The sequence below is a fragment of the Pseudoalteromonas sp. XI10 genome, assembly GCF_001469895.1.
In the GTDB taxonomy this organism is placed as follows: Bacteria; Pseudomonadota; Gammaproteobacteria; order Enterobacterales; family Alteromonadaceae; genus Pseudoalteromonas.
The window spans coordinates 1-24,946 of record NZ_LOPY01000010.1 but is presented as its reverse complement, the minus strand read 5'-3'; the positions used below and the strand labels follow the sequence as shown (position 1 = coordinate 24,946).

The 24,946-nt window shown below is 39.0% G+C and carries 20 protein-coding genes and 1 pseudogene; 20 read left to right on the top strand and 1 reads right to left on the bottom strand.

Annotated elements, in window-relative coordinates:
• Positions 1–252: 252 nt before the first annotated feature.
• From AUR67_RS01915 to galU, 20 genes are all read left to right on the top strand, one after another.
• A complete protein-coding gene (locus tag AUR67_RS01915; protein WP_058583905.1) occupies positions 253–1,371 on the top strand; it encodes a polysaccharide export protein in 1,119 nt (372 codons plus the stop codon).
• 12 nt (positions 1,372–1,383) lie between these two features.
• Positions 1,384–1,818, top strand: a complete 435-nt coding sequence (locus AUR67_RS01910) for a low molecular weight protein-tyrosine-phosphatase (RefSeq protein ID WP_058583904.1) — start codon at positions 1,384–1,386, stop codon at positions 1,816–1,818.
• 14 nt (positions 1,819–1,832) lie between these two features.
• On the top strand, positions 1,833–4,073 hold the full coding sequence (locus tag AUR67_RS01905; protein ID WP_058583903.1) for a polysaccharide biosynthesis tyrosine autokinase: 2,241 nt from the start codon (positions 1,833–1,835) through the stop codon (positions 4,071–4,073).
• A gap of 399 nt (positions 4,074–4,472) precedes the next feature.
• A complete protein-coding gene (gene cysD, locus AUR67_RS01900; RefSeq protein ID WP_058583902.1) occupies positions 4,473–5,387 on the top strand; it encodes a sulfate adenylyltransferase subunit CysD in 915 nt (304 codons plus the stop codon).
• Between the two features lie 73 nt (positions 5,388–5,460).
• On the top strand, positions 5,461–5,805 hold the full coding sequence (locus AUR67_RS01895) for a four helix bundle protein (RefSeq protein ID WP_058583901.1): 345 nt from the start codon (positions 5,461–5,463) through the stop codon (positions 5,803–5,805).
• A gap of 47 nt (positions 5,806–5,852) precedes the next feature.
• Positions 5,853–7,292 (top strand): sulfate adenylyltransferase subunit CysN, encoded by a 1,440-nt coding sequence (gene cysN, locus AUR67_RS01890; RefSeq protein ID WP_058583900.1) that lies wholly within the window; start codon positions 5,853–5,855, stop codon positions 7,290–7,292.
• A complete protein-coding gene (locus AUR67_RS01885) occupies positions 7,292–8,050 on the top strand; it encodes a sulfotransferase family protein (protein WP_058583899.1) in 759 nt (252 codons plus the stop codon). The genes cysN and AUR67_RS01885 overlap by 1 nt, the downstream gene beginning before the upstream one ends.
• Positions 8,011–9,297, top strand: a complete 1,287-nt coding sequence (locus AUR67_RS01880) for a hypothetical protein (RefSeq protein WP_058583898.1) — start codon at positions 8,011–8,013, stop codon at positions 9,295–9,297. The genes AUR67_RS01885 and AUR67_RS01880 overlap by 40 nt, the downstream gene beginning before the upstream one ends.
• Entirely contained in the window at positions 9,275–10,408 is a 1,134-nt protein-coding gene (locus AUR67_RS01875) for a glycosyltransferase (protein WP_058583897.1), read from the top strand. Before AUR67_RS01880 ends, AUR67_RS01875 begins: the two co-directional genes overlap by 23 nt.
• Positions 10,405–11,412, top strand: a complete 1,008-nt coding sequence (locus tag AUR67_RS01870; protein WP_058583896.1) for a glycosyltransferase family 2 protein — start codon at positions 10,405–10,407, stop codon at positions 11,410–11,412. Before AUR67_RS01875 ends, AUR67_RS01870 begins: the two co-directional genes overlap by 4 nt.
• Complete coding sequence (locus AUR67_RS01865) at positions 11,409–12,815, top strand: mannose-1-phosphate guanylyltransferase/mannose-6-phosphate isomerase (RefSeq protein ID WP_058583895.1); 1,407 nt, start codon at positions 11,409–11,411, stop codon at positions 12,813–12,815. Before AUR67_RS01870 ends, AUR67_RS01865 begins: the two co-directional genes overlap by 4 nt.
• Before the next feature lie 110 nt (positions 12,816–12,925).
• Positions 12,926–14,344, top strand: coding sequence for a phosphomannomutase (locus AUR67_RS01860; RefSeq protein WP_058583894.1), 1,419 nt, complete (start codon positions 12,926–12,928; stop codon positions 14,342–14,344).
• A 179-nt stretch (positions 14,345–14,523) separates the two neighbouring features.
• Positions 14,524–15,915: an undecaprenyl-phosphate glucose phosphotransferase gene (locus tag AUR67_RS01855; RefSeq protein WP_058583893.1), complete on the top strand. Its 1,392-nt coding sequence runs from the start codon at positions 14,524–14,526 to the stop codon at positions 15,913–15,915.
• Positions 15,916–15,931: 16 nt separating this feature from the next.
• The gene (locus AUR67_RS01850) at positions 15,932–17,098 is read left to right on the top strand and encodes a nucleotide sugar dehydrogenase (RefSeq protein WP_058583892.1); all 1,167 of its coding nucleotides are present in this window, start codon (positions 15,932–15,934) and stop codon (positions 17,096–17,098) included.
• A 35-nt stretch (positions 17,099–17,133) separates the two neighbouring features.
• Positions 17,134–18,432 carry an oligosaccharide flippase family protein gene (locus AUR67_RS01845; RefSeq protein ID WP_058583891.1) on the top strand — a complete coding sequence of 433 codons (1,299 nt, stop codon included), beginning with the start codon at positions 17,134–17,136 and terminating at the stop codon, positions 18,430–18,432.
• Between the two features lie 78 nt (positions 18,433–18,510).
• Positions 18,511–20,238, top strand: coding sequence for an SLC13 family permease (locus AUR67_RS01840; RefSeq protein WP_058583890.1), 1,728 nt, complete (start codon positions 18,511–18,513; stop codon positions 20,236–20,238).
• 389 nt (positions 20,239–20,627) lie between these two features.
• Positions 20,628–20,975 (top strand): four helix bundle protein, encoded by a 348-nt coding sequence (locus tag AUR67_RS01835; protein WP_058583889.1) that lies wholly within the window; start codon positions 20,628–20,630, stop codon positions 20,973–20,975.
• Between the two features lie 34 nt (positions 20,976–21,009).
• Positions 21,010–21,609 (top strand): adenylyl-sulfate kinase, encoded by a 600-nt coding sequence (cysC, locus tag AUR67_RS01830; protein ID WP_058583888.1) that lies wholly within the window; start codon positions 21,010–21,012, stop codon positions 21,607–21,609.
• 148 nt (positions 21,610–21,757) lie between these two features.
• Positions 21,758–22,714, top strand: a complete 957-nt coding sequence (locus AUR67_RS01825) for a hypothetical protein (protein ID WP_058583887.1) — start codon at positions 21,758–21,760, stop codon at positions 22,712–22,714.
• A 202-nt stretch (positions 22,715–22,916) separates the two neighbouring features.
• The gene (gene galU, locus AUR67_RS01820; RefSeq protein WP_058583886.1) at positions 22,917–23,825 is read left to right on the top strand and encodes a UTP--glucose-1-phosphate uridylyltransferase GalU; all 909 of its coding nucleotides are present in this window, start codon (positions 22,917–22,919) and stop codon (positions 23,823–23,825) included.
• 92 nt (positions 23,826–23,917) lie between these two features.
• Here galU and AUR67_RS01815 read toward each other — a convergent pair.
• Positions 23,918–24,946, bottom strand: a pseudogene (locus AUR67_RS01815) (IS3 family transposase); the annotation flags it as partial.

Genomic DNA, 24,946 nt, shown 5'->3' with positions numbered 1-24,946 from the left:
AGAACCTAGAACCTAGAACCTAGAACCTAGAACCTAGAACCTAGAACCTAGAACCTAGAACCTAGAACCTAGAACCTAGAACCTAGAAGTATTCATTAACTATTTTGCAAAAACCTGTCACAAGTGAGCGTTTACTAAACACTCAGTCTTGCGAACCTTGTAATGCCATGCTTTAATTAGGCAGCGTAAAAATAAACAGTTGTGGTTTTATTTTAACTGGACGTTTTAAGAATAATTATTTGGGAAATAACAATGGCGCTTAGCTGTAAAACAATTGTAACGTCATTTGCGTTACTAGCAATGACTGGCTGTACAATCATCCCCGGTAGCCATTTTGAAGGAATCGAATCGGGCGAACAAATAGATAATCTTGAGAAGGAGCTCGATAAAGTTAATATCCAAATCATCGACTCTTCTCTCATTAATCAACAAAAGCAAAGTAAAACGAAACCAGCGTTACCATCAAGCCTTGATGGCATCGACACCTCTGATTATCAATATAAATTAGGTGTTGGCGATGTAATCACAATCGGCGTATGGGACCACCCTGAATTAACAATTCCTGCTGCAGTACAACGTACTGCTGAGTTCGACGGCTTCCGTGTTCAAGCCGACGGCACCATTACCTTTGCCTACGCTCCAGATATTCAAGCGGCTGGTAAAACAGTACAGCAAGTTCATAAAGAGCTTGTTAAACGCTTAAGTCGCGTAATCGAAGACCCTCAAGTAGATATTAAAATAGTTGGCTTTAGAAGCCAAAAAGCCTATGTAACAGGTGAAGTAAATAACCCAGGTGTGCTCCCTGTAACCGAAGTGCCGCTTACTTTAATTGATGCACTTAACCAAGCCGGCGGGTTAACAGACTCTGCTGATTGGCGCACAGTAACTTTTACCCGTGGCGATAAAACAGAAGTGATCCAGCTAGATGACTTTTATGCACATGGCGATATCTCGCAAAACCGTTTATTAAAACATGGCGATATTGTTCATGTTAATCGTAACGACATGCAAAAGGTATTTGTGTTAGGCGATGTAAAACGCGCTGGTACAGTGGGCGTTAATCGTTATGGTTTAAATTTAGCGCAAGCTTTAAGTGATGCAGGCGGTTTAAACGAAAACACAGCTGATGCAAATGGTGTATTTGTATTACGTAAACGCAGCTTAGAAACCGATGGTATTATTGCTGATGTATATCAACTCCATGCAAAGAATGTTGCAGCATTAGTGCTTGCAGAGCAGTTTGAGTTACAGCCTCACGATATTGTATACGTAACGTCAGCACCATTAGCACGTTGGAATCGTGTAATTAGCTTATTATTACCATCAGTTAGTTCAGTTAATGCAATTGATGATGTAACAGGGTCAAACTAGGGGTTAAGTTGTATGTTTGATTCTGTATTGGTCGTGTGTGCCGGCAACATTTGCCGAAGCCCAACCGCTGAATATGTACTAAAAAGTAAGCTTCAAGGTAAAAATGTTAGTGTGTCTTCAGCGGGGTTAACTGCGCTTGAAGGCAAGCAAGCAGATGCACAAGCGCAGCAAACCGCAACGCAACATGGTATTGATATGAGCGAGCATCAGGGCAGGCAAATCACCTCTGCCCTTGTTGCACAGCACAGCGTTATTTTAGTGATGGAGCAGCGTCATATAAACGACTTATGTGCTCGCTACCCGCAAGCGCGTGGTAAAACATTTTTGCTAGGTAAATGGGTCGGTGATAAAGAAATACCCGACCCATACCGTCAAAGCCAAGAGGCTTTTGAGCATGTTTACGCATTAATCGATAGCGCATGTAGCGCTTGGCAAAAGTATTTATAAGGAAAGGGTAGTAGATGAATGCTCAGCCCACTGCATTAGCAGCAAGTAAAAATCAAAATAGAAGTCAAGAATCGCAACCGCAAGAAATAGATTTACTCGCATTATTAGGTACTTTACTTGACCGTAAATGGTTCATCGTATTAGTAACCGCTGTATTTGCCATTACGGGTGTGGCTATTGCGGTTTTAGGTACGCCAATATATAAAGCAACAGCACTTGTACAAGTTGAAGAAAGTAGCCCGTCTGTACCTGGCCTTGATGATATGGCCGGCATGTTCGAAAGCAGCAGTGAAGCGGTAACCGAAATCGAGCTGTTAAAGTCGCGCTCGGTGATTGGTGAGGCGGTCGATACCCTAAAGCTTGATATAATTGCAGAGCCTAAATTATTCCCAATTATTGGTGGTAAGCTATTTCGCAGCTTTGTTGCTGAATCAGAAGGCGACATTGCTGAACCTTTCTTTGGTCTTAGCAGTTATGCCTGGGGCGGCGAAAGTATTAATATTTTCAGATTCAATGTACCAAAAGCTTTTGAAGGCGAAGAGTTTGAGTTAGTTATTGGCGAAGGCAAAACCTTTGAGCTTTTTAACCCTGATGGTGAGTCGGTTTTAAAAGGTGTTGTTGGTAAAGAGCAAAGTTCTGGTTATTATGAGTTAACTGTTCGTGATTTGAATGCACGCCCAGGTACAGTTTTTACATTAGTTAAGAACAATCGATATCGAACAATTATCGAGTTGCAAGAAGAGATCGGTGCCAGTGAAAAAGGTAAAGACTCAGGTATTATAGCGATGGGCTATGAGCATAAAAGTGCTGTTCATGCAGCTAAAGTGCTCGATAAAGTAGCCGAAATTTATGTTCGCCGTAATGTAGAGCGCAATAGTGCGGAGGCTAAAAAATCTTTAGATTTTTTAGAAGTTCAGTTACCAGAAGTAAAAAGACAGCTTGAAGAATCTGAACAACGTTTTAACGATTATCAAAAACAACGTAATTCGGTAAATATTAGCCTTGAAACCCAAGGTGTACTTGAGCAAATTGTTGAGCTAGACACAACGCTGCAAGAATTAGAGCTTAAGCGTTTAGAGTTGAGTCGTAAGTTTAAGCGAGAGCACCCTGCCTACCAAGGGGTGCTACAGCAAATTAAAGCGGTCGAAACAGAAAAAGAACAGCTAACGTCTAAAGTAGGTAACCTACCAGAAACACAGCAAGAGCTATTACGTTTAACCCGCGATGTAGAAGTAGGTAACGAAATTTACATGCTGTTACTAAGTAAAACGCAAGAGCTAGATATTGTGCGTGCTGGCACTGTAGGTAATGTGCGCGTGGTCGATGCTGCTGCGGTAGACACAACAGAGCCTGTAAAACCTAAAAAAATACTCATTGCTGTGGTAGCAACTTTGCTTGGTGGCTTTTTAGCAGTTGCAATAGTGATAATTCAAAAAGCAATCCATCGCGGTGTTGAAGACCCAACCGAGATAGAGAGCATAGGTTTACCTGTTTATGCATCGGTACCGTATTCAGACTTTCAAGATAAGCTCACAGGATTTAACCGTGCGCGTAAAGTTAAAGACAAGCCTAAGTCGATACTAGCGGTAGATAACCCTGCAGATTTATCGATAGAAGCACTACGTAGCCTACGTACAAGTTTACACTTTGCAATGATGGAGGCTAAAAACAACATCATTGCTATATCTGGCCCAAGCCCAGGTGTAGGTAAATCCTTTATTTCGGTAAACTTAGCAACAGTACTGGCACAAAGCGGTAAGAAGGTACTGATTATCGATGCTGATATGCGTAAAGGTTACTTGCAAACTCAGTTCGGTATGAAGTGGGATGACGGTTTAAGTGATTTACTGTCGGGCCGTTTAAATCTTGAACAAGTAACTAAAAAGTCACAAGTTGAAGGGTTAGATGTAATCACCCGTGGTCAAATACCGCCAAATCCATCTGAATTATTAATGCATCGAAATTTTAGTAAGATGGTTGAAGAAGTAAGTGGAAAATACGACATTGTTATTGTTGATACACCACCTATTTTAGCGGTTACAGACCCTGCAATTGTAAGTGCTCATGCAGGCAGTACCTTATTAGTAACGCGCTTCGGCCAAAACCATTTACGTGAAATTGAACTTACTCGTAACCGTTTTGAACAAAACGGTATAGACGTAAAAGGTGTTGTATTTAATGGTGTAGTACGTAAAGCAAGCAATGCATACGGCTATTATGGCTATTACAACTACGAATATAAATCTGATAAGTAATAAAAGACGTTCTAGGTTCTACTTGACTTAATTGTTACCACGAAAAGCGTGTTGAAGAACCTAGAACCTAGAACCTAGAACCTAGAACCTAGAACCTAGAACCTAGAACCTAGAACCTAGAACCTAGAACCTAGAACCTAGAACCTAGAATAATAGAGTTAAATAAAAAATTTTTAATAATCTCGGTGACCGAAGTCTTACTTCTGAACTCAAAGCACCGATATCCGAAAACAGACATCTGATATCTAAAACTGATATCTGAAACCTGATATCTAACCTCTGATATCTAACATCTGATATCTTTCACTTGATATCTCTCGTCTAACCTCCGATATCTAACTTCTGACTTCTCCTCAGGCTTCTTTCTTTCGAAACCTAGCATACTTTCATGGAGTAAAAATGGAAATCTCCCAAGCCCGCATGACTCACCTAAAGCAACTTGAAGCTGAATCTATTCACATTATTCGTGAAGTTGCTGCCGAATTTGATAACCCAGTAATGCTTTACTCTGTCGGCAAAGATTCTGCGGTAATGCTGCACTTAACAATGAAAGCATTTTACCCTGCTAAACCACCGTTCCCTTTAATGCATGTTGATACCACATGGAAATTTAAAGAAATGATCGAGTTTCGCGACAAAATGGCCGAAAAGCTAGGTTTTGACTTACTGGTACATATTAACCAAGAAGGTGTAGATGCAGGCGTAGGCCCATTTACCCATGGTAGTGCAAAACATACCGACATCATGAAAACTCAGGGGCTAAAACAAGCATTAGATAAGTACCAGTTTGATGCAGCATTTGGTGGTGCACGTCGCGATGAAGAAAAATCACGCGCAAAAGAACGTGTATATTCATTCCGCGATAAAAACCACCGTTGGGACCCTAAAAACCAGCGCCCAGAGTTATGGAATACCTTTAATGGTAAGGTGAATAAAGGCGAAAGTATTCGTGTATTCCCACTCAGTAACTGGACCGAGCTAGATATTTGGCAATACATCTACCTAGAAAACATCGACATTGTGCCACTTTACTTAGCTGCAGAACGCCCGGTAGTAGAGCGTGACGGTACATTAATTATGGTTGATGACGAACGTATGCCACTTGAAGAAGGCGAAGTACCAATGAAGAAAATGGTACGCTTCAGAACCCTAGGTTGCTACCCATTAACAGGTGCGGTTGAATCTAACGCAACAACGCTCCCAGAAATCATTCAAGAAATGTTATTAACCAAAACATCAGAGCGCCAAGGCCGTGTAATCGATCACGATTCATCAGGCTCAATGGAGAAAAAGAAAATGGAAGGTTACTTTTAAAAAGCCGTAAGCTCTAAGCTGTAAGTCTTAAGTGGATTAAAGACTTTACTAAATAGATACAACAAGGATTGTTATGAATTTTGAAAATTTAGAAGTTTGGAAGCGTTCGGCAAGGTTGTCTTCAAATATTTATAAAGGAACAACTGAATTGCGGGATTACGGCTTTCGAGATCAGCTGACTAGAGCTGGCTTATCAGTACCTAGTAACATCGCGGAAGGGATGAGTAGAGATAGTAATAAAGAAAAACGTCGATTTTTAGATATTGCTCGCTCATCGCTTTCAGAAGCTCGGACTCAAATTTATATCGGAATAGAGATAGGATATTTATCTAACGATATAGGGTCTATATGGGTTGCAGAAACAAAAGAGTTACAGGCAATGCTTTGTAGCCTGAAAAACTCTATAGAAAGTATTTAGACTTCAAGCTTATGGCTTATAGCTTATAGCTTAAGTAAGGATGGAAAATGACTGAACAAATTACCCCAAACCTTCTTGAAACAGATATCGAAGGTTATTTAAAACAACACGAAAACAAAGATCTACTACGCTTTTTAACTTGTGGTAATGTTGATGACGGTAAATCAACACTAATTGGCCGCTTATTACATGACTCAAAATTAATTTTTGAAGATCACATGGCGGCTATCAAAAACGACTCAAAAAAATTCAATACCACAGACGAAGAGTTCGATTTGGCGTTACTGGTAGATGGCCTTCAGTCAGAGCGTGAGCAAGGTATTACCATTGATGTAGCTTACCGCTATTTTGCAACAGAAAAGCGCAAGTTTATTATTGCTGACTGCCCTGGGCACGAGCAATACACGCGTAATATGGCAACCGGTGCATCTAACTGCGACCTAGCCATTGTAATGATTGATGCCCGTAAAGGCGTACAAACACAAACTAAACGCCATAGCTATATTGCATCACTACTTGGCCTTAAACACGTAATTGTAGCCATTAATAAAATGGACTTAGTTGATTATAGTCAAGATGTGTATCGCCAAATTAAAGCCGATTACAAAGCTTTTGCTGAGCAACTAGATATTCCTGATGTACGCTTTGTACCAATCTCGGCGCTTAAAGGCGATAACGTTGTTGATAAAGGCGATAACCTAGACTGGTACCCAGGTGCTACATTAATGCAGTTGCTCGATACAGTAACCATTAGTGACGATAAAAACCTAGATACCTTCCGCCTACCGGTACAGTATGTTAATCGCCCTAATTTAGATTTCCGCGGCTTTTGCGGCACCATTGCCAGCGGCATTATTAATGTAGGCGACCAAATTACAGCATTCCCGTCGGGTAAAACATCATCGGTAGAGCGTATTGTTACTGCTGATGGCGATTTACCAACGGCTTTTGCGGGCCAAGCAATTACACTTACTTTAAAAGACGAAATTGATATTTCGCGCGGTGATGTCATTGTTAAATCAAGCACAGACCAAGAACAACTACCAACAACGAGTTCAAACTTTGCTGCAACGATTGTGTGGATGGCCGATGCTGCTATGCAACCAGGTAAAGAGTACGAGCTAAAAATTGGTACTAAAAATACGTTTGGTAAAATTAGCAACATTAACCACCGTATTGATGTAAATACCCTAGAGCAAATTGATGCTAGCGAATTACAATTAAACGAAATTGCCAATTGTACTATCGAAACATCAGCCCCAGTGGTGGTTGATCAATACAGGCAGGTTGTTGGCACCGGATCATTCATCATCATTGACCGCTTAACCAATGTAACGGTAGGTGCGGGTATGATCACAAATACAACCGCTGAAACTCAAACCTTAAACACTGAATCTCGTATTTATACAGACGCTGAAATCGCATTGAACAAATATATAGCTGAACACTATCCAGAATGGAATATTACAAGAGTAGGGTATAAGTAGTGATAATTTTTTTAGTTGGTACTCCTCGCTCAGGAACAACACTGATTCAGTCTGAAATAGCAAAAGTAATAGGGGCATATACTGGCCCCGAAACTCATTATTATTCACTTAGAAATTCTAAAAATTTTTTAACCAAAAAATATTGGAGAAAAAATCAGGCTGCTTATAATGCACTGAAAAACTACTCCAAAAGCTCAAGTGTAAGTTTGAATAGTAGCAAAATAAATCCATGGTTTCATGAATTAGAAGTTCAATATAAAAATGTAATCGAAAAAACTCCTAGGCACTTACATTACTTAAGTCATATTTATAGAGACTTTCCAGATTGTAGAGTATTCGCTATCGTACGAGAGCCTTATTATGTTTGTAGATCTATGTATTTTGCTTCTAATGAACACCCAAAAGCTTGGAGTGGTAGACGGAGTATTAGAGATTGTGTTAATAGGTGGATAGCTGATACTAGAATAATAATAAATGAATCAGAACGCTTAAAAGTCATTTGCTATGAAGATACTTTGTGTGACGAATTTGATTGGTTAGCTTTACTAGGAAGTGATGTGGAGTTGGGGACGCATAAGTTTGAAGCTAGTGATATTATAAATCCAGAAGAGCACTGGAAAAGTAATAACTTAAAAGCTAAAGGTACAGTTACAGACTATTCTGATTTCATCTCTAAGGATGAATTCTATTCTATTTATGGGGTAGAGTTGATTAGTTTATGGGAAACAGTGAAGTCATTCAAATGCACAAAACAATAAAATTTAATATATTATCTTTTGTAATATTTTTGTGCATAATATTTAGTGTTTGGATTAATCCGTCTTTATTTGGTGGGGTTATCCCAATGCCAATACCATATTTACTTGTTTGTATTTTAATTTTATTCTACAAGATTAATGTTCGAACTATCTGGTATTTTACATTTTTTTTATGTGCTGTTTTAGTTTCTTCTTTACTTTCGCCAGGTTTTTATAACGAACCTACTTCTGTTTTATTGGGTGGGTTTCAGTTAGTTGGCTCTATTTCACTTTTCTTAATTTTAGTTGACATCACAGCTAGAAATAATAACTCTGAACATATAGAGCGATGGATATTTCGACTTTTTTATTTTCTAGTTTTCCTTGTCTTTTTTGAAATTTTTTTCGGAGGAAGAGAAGTTTTAGAACTACTAAGAAACTTAATTTACGAAAAAAGCCTTTACACAAGCTTTGAACGAGATGTAAGAGAATACGGCTTAGTGAGGCCAATGGCATTAAATAGAGAGCCTGCACACCTTGCATTTTTACTATCAACTCTTAGCTTTTTCATTATTAATAAGAAAACTTACAGTTTCAATAAGAAACTACTTTTATCTTTTGCACTGTTTTTTGTATTTATTTTGCTTATAAGAAGTCCCGTACTGATCGTTTTGCCGCTGGCTCAGGGGTTTATTTGGTGTTTCGTCTATAAAAAAAATGCATTTTCCTCAGTGGTAGGTTTGATCTTCCTAACTATATGTGTTGCGGTTTTCTACGCTTTTATATTTGATATAATATCCAGTCGATTCGACAACATAATGGCTGGCTCTGATTTTAGTGCGGTTGCGAGGCTGGTTGCACCCATAATGGTTTGTGTAGATGTTCTGAGAGATTACCCAATTTTTGGTGTTGGCGTTAGCTCTGATGGTACGCTTTTTAAGTATGTTTATGATCTTTTTGTTAGTTTTGGTTTTAAATCAAGATTGTTGGATATGGATAATTCTTCAATAGCTAATTATGTCACTAATTACTTTTTTCAGATTTTCATTTATTTTGGTGCTATAGGTGGGGGGGGATTACTTTTAATAAAATACAAGTTTTTATCCCTTTATAACTCAAAAGTTTATATTTTACTTGGTTTGTTTTTTATTTTTTCATTGGCTATTGGTGGGCTTGTAACCTCAAAAGTTTGGGTTTCATTTTTCATTATCTGGCTTGCAGTGAAAGATTACTTAGGTTTCGAGTATGAAGAAAATATTTGTCGTTGATCCCTCTCTTTTTTCGCTTCCATATGATAAGAAGTTAGTTGAAGAGCTTTCAAAGGTCGAGTCACTCGATGTTACTTTATTTGGTAGAATGTTAAGAGAAAATGAGAGTAATAACTTTAGTTTTAATTTTATTCCTTATTTTTATAATTTCACATCTAAATTAGGTTTGAAAAATAAGTATTTAAAAGCCTTCGAACATTGTATGAACATGTTATTTTTCCTCTTTTATGTAATTAGAAAAAGACCGGATGCTGTACATTTTCAGTGGTTGGCTATTCCTTTTGTGGATAGTATTTTTATTAAAGCAATTAAGCTCTTTAGTTCTTCTAAAGTTATATTTACTGCACACAATTCAACAGCATTTCATGGCGAGAGCACAAGCCCATTACAAAGTTTGTATTGGGAGAAGTCTCACTTAGTCTTTGACAGGATACAAGTTCATAACCATGAAACAGCTATCAAGTTAATAAATAATGGTATTGCAATCCAAGATAAGTTTTTTATTGCCCCACATGGCCCTTTGTCATCAATAAATAACATAAACCAGGAGGAGGTTGATACTCCTCTGAAAGTATATGATTTTATCATGTTTGGAAATTTAAAAGGGTATAAAGGGGTTTCATTTTATTTAGAAGCTCTTAGTGAATTGTATGAAAAAGGATTTAAGTTTAAAGCTTTAATGGTAGGGCGACAGTATTTATCTGAAGCTGATTTAAATTTAAGCAGTGAATTGGAAGCATTAGGACTGCTTGATACTAAGTTTGGCTATTTAAAGGATGAGGAGCTTGAAAGCTTTGTAAGGTTTACTAAGTTTTCAGTATTTCCTTATAAGGAAATAGATGGGAGTGGGGCTTTGGCTCTGGCTGTATCTTTAGGAAGTGTACCAATTATTACTAAGCTACCTGGGCTGTTGGAGCCTACAGATAACGGGAAAAATGCTCTTCTTATTGCTGAATTAACTAATGACTCATTAACACAAACTTTGATAGAGGCATTATCTGTTTCTAGTCTGAGGCTCCATGAAACTACCGAACGTGGCAAGTTGTTTTTCATTAACCATTATTCTTGGGAAAATGCCGCGCTTATTCTAACTGAAGAGTATTCAAAGTGATTGATTTAAGTATTATTATACCCGTATTTAATGAAGAGAAATTTATAGCTAAGTGCTTGGATAGTATTATTCAACAAGATTTTGGTGATATGAAAGTTGAATTTTTACTTTCTGATGGAGGTAGTACTGACTCAACTAAAAAGATAATTAATAAGTATATTTTACAAGATAGTAGAGTGAAGGTTTTTGATAATAAAAAGAAATTTCAAGTATATGCTTTGAATCAGCTGGTACGTGAAGCTGCTGGAGAATATATAATAAGATGCGATGCTCATGCCTTATATGAAAATGGTTATTTTATTAGTCTGGTAAATTATTTAAAAAACAATACAGATGTGGGGAACGTTGGTTCAAAAGTAGAAACTGTTACTGCGAGTAGTGATGAGATTCCTCAGTTGATTGCTATTGCCCTTGGCTCCAAATATGGAGTCGGCTCTTCTCATAGAAATCTTACTTCAAATGAGCCTATCGAAGTTGATACCGTGTTATTTGGAGCTTGGAGAAGTAGCCTTTTTAAGGAAGTTGGTGATTTTGATGAAACATTTGTTAGAGGGCAAGATTTAGAACACAATATAAGAATTGTAAAATCTGGTCTAAAAGTCGTGCAAATTAACGGTCCCAAAGTTACTTACTTTGCTAGAGATAAAGTTTCCAAGCTATTTAACATGATGAAACAATATGCATCTGTTAAGCCTTTTATATTTATGAAACATGGTATATTTCCAACTTTAAGATCTTTGATTCCATTTTCCTTTTATTTATCACTCATTTTTCTATGTTTAATTTCTCCTGTTTCAGCATTCGGTTTGATATGTGTATATTTACTTTATCTATTCAGTGGTGCTTATAAAGAAATACAAAATCGAAATACATTTAGTAAATTTTCATTTTTCAAATTAGGTACTTTGTTTATTGTTCAACATATTGGTCATGCTTATGGAATGTTGATTGGTGGGCTTTCCTCATTCCGAGGAAAAAATATTAAATGGAGAGAAACACGATGATTTTACCAGTAATCATGGCGGGTGGTTCAGGGACACGCTTATGGCCACTTTCACGTGGCAACTATCCAAAACAATTTTTAACGCTTAACGGCGCGCAAACCATGCTTCAAGATACGCTAAGCCGCTTAACGGGCTTAGCGCACTCACCAGCCATGTTAATTTGTAATGAAGAACACCGTTTTATTGCAGCAGAGCAAGTGCGCCAATTAGGTGCAGAGCATGGCGGTATTTTTTTAGAGCCAGTAGGACGTAACACGGCACCAGCTATTGCTTTGGCTGCCTTTAAAGCCATTGAAAATGAGCAAGACCCATTGCTGCTTGTTCTTGCTGCAGACCATGTAATTGAAGACTCAGCCGCTTTTCAGGCTAGTGTAAATAAAGCTGCAGAGTTAGCAAACCAAGATAAACTAGTTACATTTGGTATTGTAGGTAACAGCCCTGAAACAGGTTATGGCTATATTAAACGAGGTGACGCTGTAGAGCATGGCTTTGTTGTTGACAGTTTTGTTGAAAAGCCAAACTTAGACACCGCCAAGCAGTATATTGAAAGCGGTGATTACTACTGGAATAGTGGTATGTTTTTATTTAAAGCAAGTCGCTATTTAGATGAATTAAAAGTATTTCGCCCTGATATCTACGAAGCTTGCGAAAAAGCTATTGCAGTACAAAACAGCGATATGGACTTTATTCGCGTAGATAAAGCTGCTTTTGAGTCTTGCCCTGATGAATCAATTGACTATGCAGTAATGGAGCACACGAAAGATGCCGTTGTTGTGCCTATGGACGCAGGTTGGAGCGATGTAGGTGGTTTTGCTGCCCTTTGGGAGGTGTCTTCACAAGATGAAAATGGCAACGCCTTTAAAGGTGATGTAAAAGCGGTAGATACAAAAAATACGCTTGTATTTGGTGAAGATAAACTAGTTGCAACAGTGGGTGTTGAAGACCTAGTGATTGTAAACACGAAAGATGCCGTTCTAGTTGCTCATAAAGATAAATCGCAAGAAGTTAAAGCAATTGTAAACCAGTTAAAATCAGAAGAGCGTTCTGAAGTTACTTTTCACCGAGAAGTGTATCGTCCATGGGGTAAATATGACTCAGTCGATAACGGTGAACGCTTCCAAGTAAAACGTATTACCGTAAAACCAGGTGCCAAATTATCGGTACAAATGCATCACCACCGTGCAGAGCATTGGATTGTGGTATCGGGTACAGCAAAAGTACAAATTGATGAGACAGAGCAATATGTAACAGAGAATGAGTCTGTGTATATTCCAATTACAGCGGTTCATGCGTTAGAAAACCCGGGTAAAGTTGACTTAGAGTTAATCGAAGTGCAATCGGGTTCGTACTTAGGTGAAGATGATATCGTACGTTTTGAAGACCGTTATGGTCGAGTGAAATAAACGCATAAACAGATATTTGAAGTTAGATATCAGATGTTAGAAAAGCAGCTAGCGCAACTCGTATTGTGCTAGTTGTATGCTTTTAGAATAGTTAAATAAATAGGTTTTTTATGGATAGCCAGTTAGTTTGCTCTGAAGTCATTGCAAAGAGTAGTATCGCATTTGGCACAAGTGGTGCGCGAGGTCTTGTAAAAGATTTTACCCCAGATGTAAATGCGGCATTTGCTGTGGCCTTTATATCAGCAATAGAAAATGAATTTTCCTTCGATACAGTTGCAATTGCTATAGACAATCGCCCAAGTAGTTACGCAATTGCGCAGGCATGTGCAGAGGCTTTAAAGCAACATAAGTTGAATGTTGTGTATTATGGTGTAGTACCAACGCCTGCACTTGCTTATAAAGCAATGCAAGATAATATGCCTTGCATCATGGTTACTGGTAGTCATATTCCATTTGATCGTAACGGTTTAAAATTTTATCGCCCTGATGGTGAGATCACAAAAGCAGATGAAAAGGCAATCCTAACTAGCAAAGCCATATTCACAGCGTTACCGGAACATCTAAATGAATTGCCATTAGATATTGCTGCTTGTGAATCTTATGCGCAGCGTTATACCTCTCTTTTTAGTAAAGATACTCTCAAAGGTAAAAAAGTTGGTATTTATGAGCACTCAAGTGCTGGACGTGATATCTACAAGGTACTATTTGAGCAGTTAGGTGCAGAGGTTATTAGTCTAGGTCGAAGTGATGAGTTTGTTCCGATAGATACCGAAGCTGTATCAGATGAAGATAAACAACGTGCACTTCATTGGTCCAATAAATACAGCTTTGATGCTATTTTTTCAACAGATGGTGACGGTGACCGACCATTAATTGCTGATGAAAATGGCAATTGGTTACGTGGTGATATACTTGGTTTACTTTGTAGTCAACTACTAAATATCGAAGCTCTTGCAACGCCGGTAAGTTGCAATACAGCAATTGAAAAATCAGCAAGCTTCAAGCAAGTTAAGCGCACTAAAATTGGCTCGCCATATGTTATTGCTGAATTTGCAGAGTTAGCTGAACAATACACTTCAGTCGCAGGCTTTGAAGCTAATGGTGGTTACTTACTAGGTTCAGATATAACATTCAATGGTAAGTTACTAAAAGCTCTACCTACAAGAGATGCACTACTTCCTGCATTGATTTTGTTAGCGCAACCTAAGCATGTATCTGAGTTACTAGCTAAGCTACCGCAACGGTTTACCGCCAGTGATCGTATTAAGGACTTTGCAAGAGAGAAAAGCTTACAAATTATTGCTGCGTTACAGCAAAATGCGCAAAGCTTTTTATTAGAACTAGGCTATGATGAAAGCTACGAATTAGACTTAACTGATGGTTTACGCATTACGCTTGTATCTGGTGATATAGTACATCTAAGGCCATCTGGTAATGCACCAGAATTAAGGTGCTATGCTGAGGCTGAGTCAAGCGAAAAAGCTATAGATCTTGTAAATAAAGCATTAGTTACAGTGCAAGCATCATAGTCATTCGAGTAAGCAGCAAGACACTTGCTGCTATCCCTTTTGTTTAGTAAAAATAAACGTTGTAAAAATGGCAATAACCAACGGTTAGATTATACTTTGAAGGCTACCATGATGAACAAGCAGTAATGTAATGATGGTAACCTTCCCCTAGTAATAATAAAAATGAGAAGTAAACATAAATGCATAAAGGTATTTTGCAAAGTAATTCAACAGTAATAGCATTCGTGCAGCGGATCCTCGATATTACTATTATTGTTGGTTGTTTATGGGTAGCTGTCGCTTTACAAGAAATCCCCTGGTTACTTCAGCACACAACAGCATCCTTACTTGCAGTATTCTTGTTTCATTTCACTAGTGAGCTCGATAAACTTTACATTTCTTGGCGTGGTCTTTCTATTTATAAAGAGCTTAAAAAGACTATTTCGCATTGGTTTGTTAGTGCAGCTATCCTATTTTTAAGTGTTAACTTTTTAGCCCCGCAATACTTAAACCCTGAAGGTTTGCAGTTTTATTGGTTTGTATCAGTATTGGTTTCGCTGTGTGTATACCGTGTTGTACTGCGTTTTATATTAAGAGCATTGCGTTCTCAGGGGATAAATACGCGCTCGGTTGTCATCGCAGGGGCGGGCACTTTAGGACAACAGCTTGCAAATAATATTGTTGCAAACTCAAGCTTTGGTTTGGTATTCGGCGGTTATTACGATGACACCACACCAAAGCAAAAACTAGTGGCTGCACAAACCATTGGTAATTTAGAGCAGCTAGTTGCTGATTGTAAAGAAGGTGGTATTGATCGTGTGTATATTGTTTTGCCACCTCAAGCTTATGAGCGCCGTAAGTGGCTAGTCAAAGAGTTGGCCGACAGTACTGCAAGTGTTTACATAGTGCCCGATGTATTCACCTATCAATTATTACACTCTCGCAGTGATACCATTATGGGTATTCCTACAATCAGTATTTATGACTCACCGCTTGATGGAAGCAACGCTATTATCAAGCGCATTGAAGATATTGTACTCTCTACGCTTATTTTAATTCTGATATCCCCTGTTTTACTGGGTTTAGCCCTTGCCGTTAAGTTTACTTCTAAGGGGCCGGTATTCTTTAAACAGAACCGTTATGGCATTGATGGTAAGCCTATTAAGGTATGGAAGTTCCGCTCGATGAACGTAATGGAAGACGGCGCTAAAGTAACTCAAGCCACTAAAAATGATTCGCGCTTTACACCAATAGGCCAATTTATTCGCAAAACGAGCTTAGATGAACTGCCACAGTTTATTAATGTATTACAAGGACAAATGTCGATTGTTGGGCCAAGGCCTCATGCTGTAGCTCATAACGAAGAATATCGTAAACTTGTTGATGGTTACATGTTACGCCATAAGGTTAAACCAGGCATTACTGGTTGGGCGCAAATAAATGGTTGGCGTGGCGAAACCGATACATTAGATAAAATGGAAAAACGCATAGAGTTTGATCTAGAGTACATTCGAAATTGGTCATTGTTCTTCGATTTAAAAATAGTGTTTTTAACTATTTTTAAAGGCTTTGTTAATAAAAATGCGTATTAAAATTTAAGGAAAAAACATGAAAATTGCTGTAGTTGGTACAGGCTATGTAGGCCTGTCGAATGCGATGTTATTAGCACAAAAAAACAGAGTGATTGCATTAGATATAGATAAAGAGAAAGTGGCACTTCTATGTGAAAAAAAGTCACCGATAGTAGATGCTGAAATAAGTAATTTTTTACAAAATGAACAATTAGACTTTATTGCAACCACTGATAAGCATTTAGCTCTTAGTGAAGCTGAGTTTGTAGTAATTGCGACACCTACCGATTATGACCCTGAAACAAATTACTTTAATACTCGAACTGTAGAGTCTGTAATTACAGATGTTTTAGACATCAACCCAACCGCAACCATGATTATTAAGTCAACAGTGCCGGTTGGTTACACAAAATCTGTTAGCGAGAAGTTTGGTACTGACAATATTATTTTCTCACCCGAGTTTTTACGAGAAGGAAAGGCGCTTTACGATAACTTACACCCGTCACGCATAATTGTTGGTGAACAAAGTGGACGCGCTGAAACTTTTGCTAACTTACTAGCTGATGGGGCCGTTAAAGAAAACATTGATATTCTGTTTACTGATTCTACTGAAGCAGAGGCAATAAAACTATTCTCTAATACTTATCTTGCAATGCGTGTGGCTTACTTTAATGAGTTAGATAGCTATGCAGAAAGCCATGGCCTTGATGCTAAGCAAATTATTCAAGGTGTTGGCCTAGACCCGCGTATAGGTAAGCATTATAACAACCCGTCGTTTGGTTATGGTGGTTACTGCTTACCAAAAGATACCAAACAATTACTAGCTAATTATCAAGATGTGCCAAACAATATGATTCGCGCAATTGTTGATGCTAATACGACTCGTAAAGATTTTATTGCGAGCTCTATCTTGGCACGCAACCCAAAAGTAGTGGGGATTTATCGGTTAGTCATGAAGACAGGCTCTGACAACTTTAGAGCATCGGCCATTCAAGGTATTATGAAGCGCATCAAGGCAAAAGGCATTGAAGTGGTAGTTTACGAGCCAACCTTTGAAGGGGATGCGTTTTTTAACTCACGTGTGATTAAAGATCTTGATGAGCTTAAAAGTATCTCTGATGTAATCGTATCTAACCGCATGGCAGAAGAGTTGAGTGATGTTGTTGCTAAAGTATATAGCCGAGATTTGTTCGGAAATGATTAGTTTTCAATATATAACTTTTAAATAGCCTTGTACAAATGAAGTCAAAAATTAAAGCATTGCTTGATAATAAAGAGCATCGTCATACGGTAATTAACTCTCTATTAGCCTTAGCAATAAGAGTGTTAGGGGCGGGGATGTCTTTTGTCTTTAACCTGATTATTGCAAGGCAATTAGGTGCAGAGCAGTCAGGTTATTTTTTTCTTGCGCTTGCCTTGGTTATGTTACTGTCTGCGGTGGCTAGGCTTGGCTTTGACAATACTGTATTGCGTTTTACATCAGCAGATGCAATTAATGGCAATACAGTAAAGGCAATATTAAATTTTGCACTTAAATATGTTCTGCCTGTTTCATTTGTATTTACTGTTATTACTTATACTCTTGCGCCTTGGCTTGCTGAAAGTGTTTTTAATAAACCAGGGCTTGCAACAAGCTTGCAGTTTATAGCACCCGCGATAATTGGCTTTAGTATCGTGTTTTTAGTAGCAATGAGCTTGCAGGCTCGTCATAAACTCATTGCTAGTATCCCGTGCCAAAATATAGCTCATTTTATACTGTGTGGTGCTGCGGTAATTGTATTTTCGGCCGAATCAGCAAGTACTGCGGCTCTTTATTTAAGCTTATCATTAGGGGTAACATCTAGTTTTTTTTACTGGTTAAGTATTAAAAACTTAAATAATAATGGTGAAAAGCCAAACCCTCAACAACTTTGGCATAGCGCAAGGCCTAATTGGGTCATTATAATAATGAGTCAAGCAGTACAGTGGAGTGCACCAATCATTGTAGGTGTTTTTTTAGTGGCAGAGCAGGTCGCTTTTTTTAGTGTTGCCCAGCGTATTGCACTTTTAACCTCGTTTATTTTAATGGCGGTAAACTTAGTTGTAGCACCTAAATTCTCAGCCTTTCATGCCAAAGGTGATGAGCATGGCATTCGTAAAACTGCGTTATTTTCTGTGCGATTACTCGTACTAAGTGCATTACCCATAGTGCTATTTATGCTGCTGTTTCCTGAATTTTTAATGGGCCTTTTTGGTGAAGAGTTTAAGCAAGGAGCTCTAATTTTACAGATTTTAGTTTTAGGGCAAGCGGTTAATGTAGTGACTGGGTCTGTTGGTTATTTACTAATGATGAGCGGCCATGAGCGCGATATGCGTTTAGTCACACTCATTAGTGGTTTTGGTGTTTTAATCAGTGTGCCTATTTTCACTAAGTTGTTTGGCGCTATTGGTGCTGCGACAGCCACTGCGTTTTTTATAAGTTTACAAAACTTACTCGCCGTTTATTTTGTTAAAAAACGATTAGGCTTCAATACCTTAATGTTTTGGCAGAAGATATGATTTGGCGAGCTACGAGCTACGAGCTACGAGCTACGAGCTACGAGCTACGAGCTACGAGCTACGAATAAGGATGTTTGAATGATCTTACAGCAATGGTTGATAGTGGTTATATTTATTACAACCATTGTAGGCTTAATAAAATTTCAAAAATTTCCTGAGCGTGTATTTGCAGCCGCTTGTTTAGCCTGCTTTGCCACTAACCTAGTTTCTACCGAACAATTACTGAATAATGCAGTTAACCCTGGGTTGGTTACGCTGCTTTTATTGGTCGTTTGCGCATTTGCTTTTGAACGCACCAGTTTTTTACGAAAACTTGCCAATGTTTTATTTAATGGCTCTGTGGTTAAGTCTTATGTCAGAACCTTATTGGCAACAGTTGTAGCCTCTGGCTTTTTAAATAATACCGCGGTGGTTGCTACTTTAATTAGCCCTGTAAAAAATAATAAGCTTATTGCCCCAACAAAGCTTTTACTCCCCCTTTCTTATGCCGCTATTTTAGGTGGCACCCTCACTTTAATTGGTACCTCAACTAACTTAATTGTTAACTCTATGCTGATTGAACGCGGTGCAGAGGGGTTCAAATTTTTTGATTTTTTACCCATAGGCCTAGCAGCAGTTGCTGCCTGTGTATTAGTGATGGCACTCACGATTAACCGCCTTAAAGGTAAAGTATGCAAAGATGAAACCTCAAGTGATTACTTTGTTGAAGCAAAAGTGAATACTGGCTCACCGCTGATAGGTAAAACAGTAGAGCAAAATGGCTTACGTAGTTTAGAGTCACTATTTTTGGTTGAGGTAGTACGCGATAACCGCTTAATTTCGCCCGTAGCGCCAACGCAGATGATCCGTGAAGGCGATAAACTTATTTTTTCTGGCGATGTCACTAAAGTGCTGGTGCTACAGCAATTTGAGGGGTTAAGCCTATTTGCAGAGCAAGATGGTTTACTGCGCGATAACTTAACCGAAGTTGTTATTAAACCGGGTGCGGCTGTGGTAGGTAAAACCCTAAAAACCGCGGGCTTTCGTGCAAGGTTCGATGCTGCCGTAGTTGCAGTGCGCCGCGAAGGCGAAAAACTCTCGGGTAAGCTGGGCGATATTACCATTCAAAGCGGCGACTTTTTGATTCTTGCTGTTGGCCCTGACTTTGCTAAACGTACTAACTTAACTAAAAACTTTTTTATTCTGAGCGGTGTAAAAGCCGACAACATGCTTAAAGGCTTAAAAGAGCGTATTGTTACTTGGGGCTTTGTGGCAACCATTGCTGGCTCGTTAATTTTTGATATTAGCTTATTAAAAAGCTTTATTTTTTACCTAGCCATGCTGGTGGGTTGCCGTTGTTTATCGCTAAACGAAATTAAGCGACGCTTTCCGTTAGAGCTTTGGCTTATTGTTATGAGTGCTTTAACATTAGCTACAGCGCTTGATAATTCCGGTGTATCTAAACTAATAGCAGAGCAAGTTGAGGGTTTACTTGCCGGGCAAAGCGTTTACATTGCTTTTATTGGTGTATTTTTACTTACTCTTTTATTTACAGAGTTAATAACAAATAACGCAGCAGCAGCGCTTACATTCCCCATTGCATTTACCATAGCTCAAGGTTTAGGCGTAAGTTACATGCCATTTGTATTGGCTGTCGCCTTTGCTGCGAGTGGCAGTTTTATTAGCCCTTATGGCTACCAAACCAACCTAATGGTTTATAACGCCGGCAACTATAAGCTAACCGATTTTATAAAATTTGGCCTACCGATCTCAATCACCTACAGCCTAGTGGTACTGACCCTGATACCCGTGTTTTTTCCGTTTTAGGTGTAAGGCGCTAGGGGTTAGGTGCTAGGTAATAGGCGCTAGGCGCTAGGTGCTAGGATGCTAGGTGCTAGGAGCTAGGTGCTAGGTGCTAGGCGTTAGGTAGAAATATGTCTTCAGGCTCTAGGCGCTAGGTTTATTTTGAGATAAGGTTTAGTTGTGAATGGATTTCACTTAATGGCAAGGGACTAATTATGAAATTTGAACAAATGGGTGTGTGGAAGAAGTCATCACGATTAGCATGTGACATATATAAATATAAAGTTCTGCCTACCGTCCCTTATCACATACCTCTCAGTATTCTAAAGTAAATACACTGTGTTTTACGTTTAAAATCGAACTTTATAGAGGTAAGATATTAGAAGTCAGATATCAGAGGGAGCTGAGCTGCGATGAATTTTGAAAAATTAGATGTTTGGAAAAGAGCCGTTCAATTAAGTGCAGAAATTTATAAAACAACGTCTCAATTAAATGATTATGCTTTCAGGAGCCAACTAACTCGTTCAGGCCTTTCAGTGCCAAGCAATATTGCAGAGGGAGTCTGTAGAGATAGCTTTAAAGAAAAGAGTCGCTTTATTGATATTGCTAGAGCCTCTTTAGCTGAAGCTAGAACTCAAATTTACATTGGTTTAGAGGTTGGTTATATAGGGCGTGAAGTTGCTATAAGCTGGATTGCAGAGTCAAAAGAGTTAGCTGCCATGTTAACAAGTTTAAAGAATCGATTTGACTCTGAAATCTGAAATCTGAAATCTGAACCCAAATCCAAGAGGTACCATGACCGAGAACATTGTATGGCACGATCAAACTGTTTCGCGTGCTGAAAAAGAACAACATAAAGGGCATAAGCCGGTATTACTTTGGTATACGGGACTAAGTGGCTCTGGTAAGTCGACTATTGCGAACGCGGTTGAGGCTAAGTTATTTGAATTAGGTTGTCATACTTATCTGCTTGATGGCGACAATGTACGCATGGGCTTAAACAAGGGCCTTACTTTTAGCGACGAAGACCGTATTGAAAATATTCGCCGTATTAGCGAAGTAGCTAAGCTGTTTGTTGATGCGGGCTTAATTGTATCAACGGCGTTTATTTCACCGTTTAAAGAAGACCGTGCTCGTGCTCGCAGCATTATGAACCAGAGTGAATTTGTAGAGGTATTTATCGATACGCCATTAGAGGTTTGTGAAAGCCGTGACCCTAAAGGTTTATACAAAAAAGCCCGTGCCGGTGAGATCCCTAATTTTACAGGTATTAGCTCGGCGTTCGATGTACCAGAGCAACCAGAGATTCATGTAAAAACAGCAGAGCAAAGCATTGAGCAAAGCGTTGAGCAAATTATTGGTTATTTATGCGAAGCAGGGATTATAGAAATCTAGAGCCAGAAACCTGACGTCTAAAATCTGATATCTGTCTTCTGACCTCTGATATATGACGCCTAAAATCTGATATCTAACCCCTGACGTCTAACCTCTAACTTCTAACTTCTAACATCTATAATCTGACTTTATTATTCTTTGAGATTTTATGAACTACGATATTTTTAACGGTGATGCCGATGGCATCATCGCACTTTTACAGTTACAGCTCGCTAACCCTGTTGAAAGCGTGAAAGTAACCGGCGTAAAACGTGATATTCAACTATTGAAAAAAATCACCCCAAAAGCCGGTGATAATATACGTGTACTCGATATTTCAATGGAAAAAAACATGGCAGAGTTGCACGACGCTTTATGTGTGGGTGCACGAGTAATGTATGTAGACCACCATAAAGCGGGTGATATTCCGAATCATGCAAACTTATTTGCCCATATCGATTTAGATGCAAACATGTGTACGAGCTTAATTGTGAGCGACCTTATCGATAAGCAATACCACTTATGGGCTATTACAGCTGCTTATGGTGATAATTTATTTGCAAAAGCTGATAGCGAAGCCGATAAACTAGGCTTAACAGAGCTCGAAAAGTCACAACTTAAAGCATTTGGCACGTATATTAACTATAACGGCTATGGCAGCGAGGTGGCCGATTTACACTTTGCGCCAGCAAACTTATTTAACGAGCTACTAAAATACAAGTCACCGCTTGATGCTATTAACGACCATGAGTCGGTTTATTACGTATTAGAAAAAGCTTACAAAGCTGATATGCAAAAAGCAGCTGACGCTAAGGTTTTACATAATTGCGATACAGCAAAGGTTATTTTACTTGATGACGCTCCATGGGCACGCCGTGTAAGTGGTGTATTAGGTAACGACCTTGCAAACCTAGCACCTAATAAAGCCCATGCAGTGCTTACCTATAATAACAAAGGAAGTTTTACCGTAAGTGTAAGAGCACCACTCAATAATAAACAAGGTGCTGTTGATGTATGCAGCCAATTTGCCACCGGCGGCGGCCGCGCAGCAGCGGCAGGTATTAATGAACTAGATCAACAGCAAGTTGAACAGTTTATTACTACTCTCGTAAATTTTTATAACTAACCCCTTGCTAGTGGCACCCCAGCCACTAGCTTGATCTGACTTCTGACTTCTGACTTCTGACTTCTTTATTTCATTCATCCTCCGTCAATATTATTACTGCTAACTTGTTTATAAATATCTTTTTACTATTGCGCAAAATGAGTTAATAACTCATACTTTGTAATTATTTATTCTTACCACTACACTTAAGGGACTAAACATTATGAAAGCTGTCATTCCTGTTGCAGGCCTTGGTACACGTATGTTACCGATGACAAAAGCAATTCCTAAAGAAATGCTACCTCTGGTTGATAAACCACTTATTCAATACATAGTAAACGAATGTGTTGCTGCCGGTATTAAAGAGGTTGTACTTGTAACGCATAGCTCTAAAAATGCCATTGAAAACCACTTTGATACTAGCTTTGAGCTTGAAGCAACCCTCGAAAAACGTGTAAAGCGTACCTTGCTTGAAGAAGTGCGCTCAATTTGCCCTCCTGATGTAACCATTATGCACGTACGCCAAGGCGAGGCTAAAGGATTAGGCCATGCTGTTATGTGTGCAAAGCCAATTGTTGGCGATGACGACTTTGTTGTTGTACTGCCAGATGTTATTTTAGACAGCTATACAGCAGATCAAAAAACCGAAAATATTGCTGCTATGATCAAGCGTTTTAATGAAGTTAAAGCAAGCCAAATCATGCTAGAGCCAGTACCACAAGAAAGCGTACATAAATATGGTATTGCTGATATCGGCGGCGTTAAAATTAAAGCGGGCGAAAGTGCGCCAATTAAGACCATGGTCGAAAAGCCAAAAGCTGAAGAGGCACCATCTAATTTAGCTGTTGTAGGCCGTTATGTTCTATCTAAAGCTATTTGGCCATTACTTGCTAAAACACCAGCGGGTGCGGGCGGTGAAATTCAACTTACCGATGCTATCGATGAGTTAATGAAGCACGAAATTGTTGAAGCATTCCACATGAGCGGCCGTGCCCACGACTGTGGCGATAAACTTGGTTATTTAAAAGCGATTGTTGAATACAGCATGCGTGACGAAAACCTAGGTGAAGAATTTACTGATTTTGTAACCGAAATGGTAGCGCCAGCAGAGCGACACTTAAAAGCGGTTTAAAAATAAGATATTAGATATTAGATATCAGAGGTTAGATATTAGATTTCAGATGTCAGGTATCTGATCTGACCCCGATAAAGTAGACACGGGGTTTAATTAACTTGTTCGTATTGCATGGGACTTTTATACCCTAGGGTGCCATGCCTTCTTACTGAGTTGTAGTATTTTTCAATATAAAAATACGTTTGTGTTGTCATTTCACTACGACTCAGTTCATTTAAATTCTTTATCCACTCCTTTTTATACTGCGCGAAGAAGCTTTCTGAGCATGCGTTATCCCAGCAGTTACCTTTTCTAGACATACTCACTGTGACACCTCTATTAGTTAACCACTTCACTGTTTCCTTTGCGACATACTGAGCTCCTTGGTCTGAATGAAAGAGCAAGTTCACACCATCAGGTTTGCGTGCTGACCATGCCTTTCTCAGTGTTTTAATGACTAATTCGGCGTTGTTTATCCGACTTGTTACCCAGCCAACAACCTTACGAGAGTACAAATCAAGGATGACGCACAAATACTGCCAACCATCTTTACAGCGTACTTGTGTGATGTCTGATACCCACACGGTATTTGCTACATCAACATTAAACTGGCGTCGTAATAAGTTACTCGCTTTGATTGTACCTTCTTTCTTCGCGCGACTTGTATAGCGTCTCTTACCTGACTTTGAACGATAGCCAACGCTTTGTAATAGTCTCTGCACACGTCCTTTACTGCAATCAAAGCCATGCGCTACCGCTGCCTCCCATAGCTTTCTATAACCAGGGATACAATGCTCTTGGTCGCTAATATGCTTTAGAAACTTAAGTAACGAACTGTTCTCTTTCTGGCGTGTGCTAGGTAATTGCTTTAACCATTTATAATACCCAGCCGGCGACACAGATAACCAACTGCACAACTTCTTCACTGTGCGCTTGGCATCTGTGACCTTGTGGATATATTCGAACCTTATTCTTTTAGGCTGTCGAAGTAGACCTTCGCCTTTTTTAAAACGTCATTCTCCAACTGAGCATCTTCGAGTTGCTTCTCAAGCTTGCGAATTTGGCGTTCTAAATCTGTGTATGACTTGTCTGGGCCTTGGTTCTTTAATGGCTTTGCTGTTTTCTTCTTCGAGGTCATA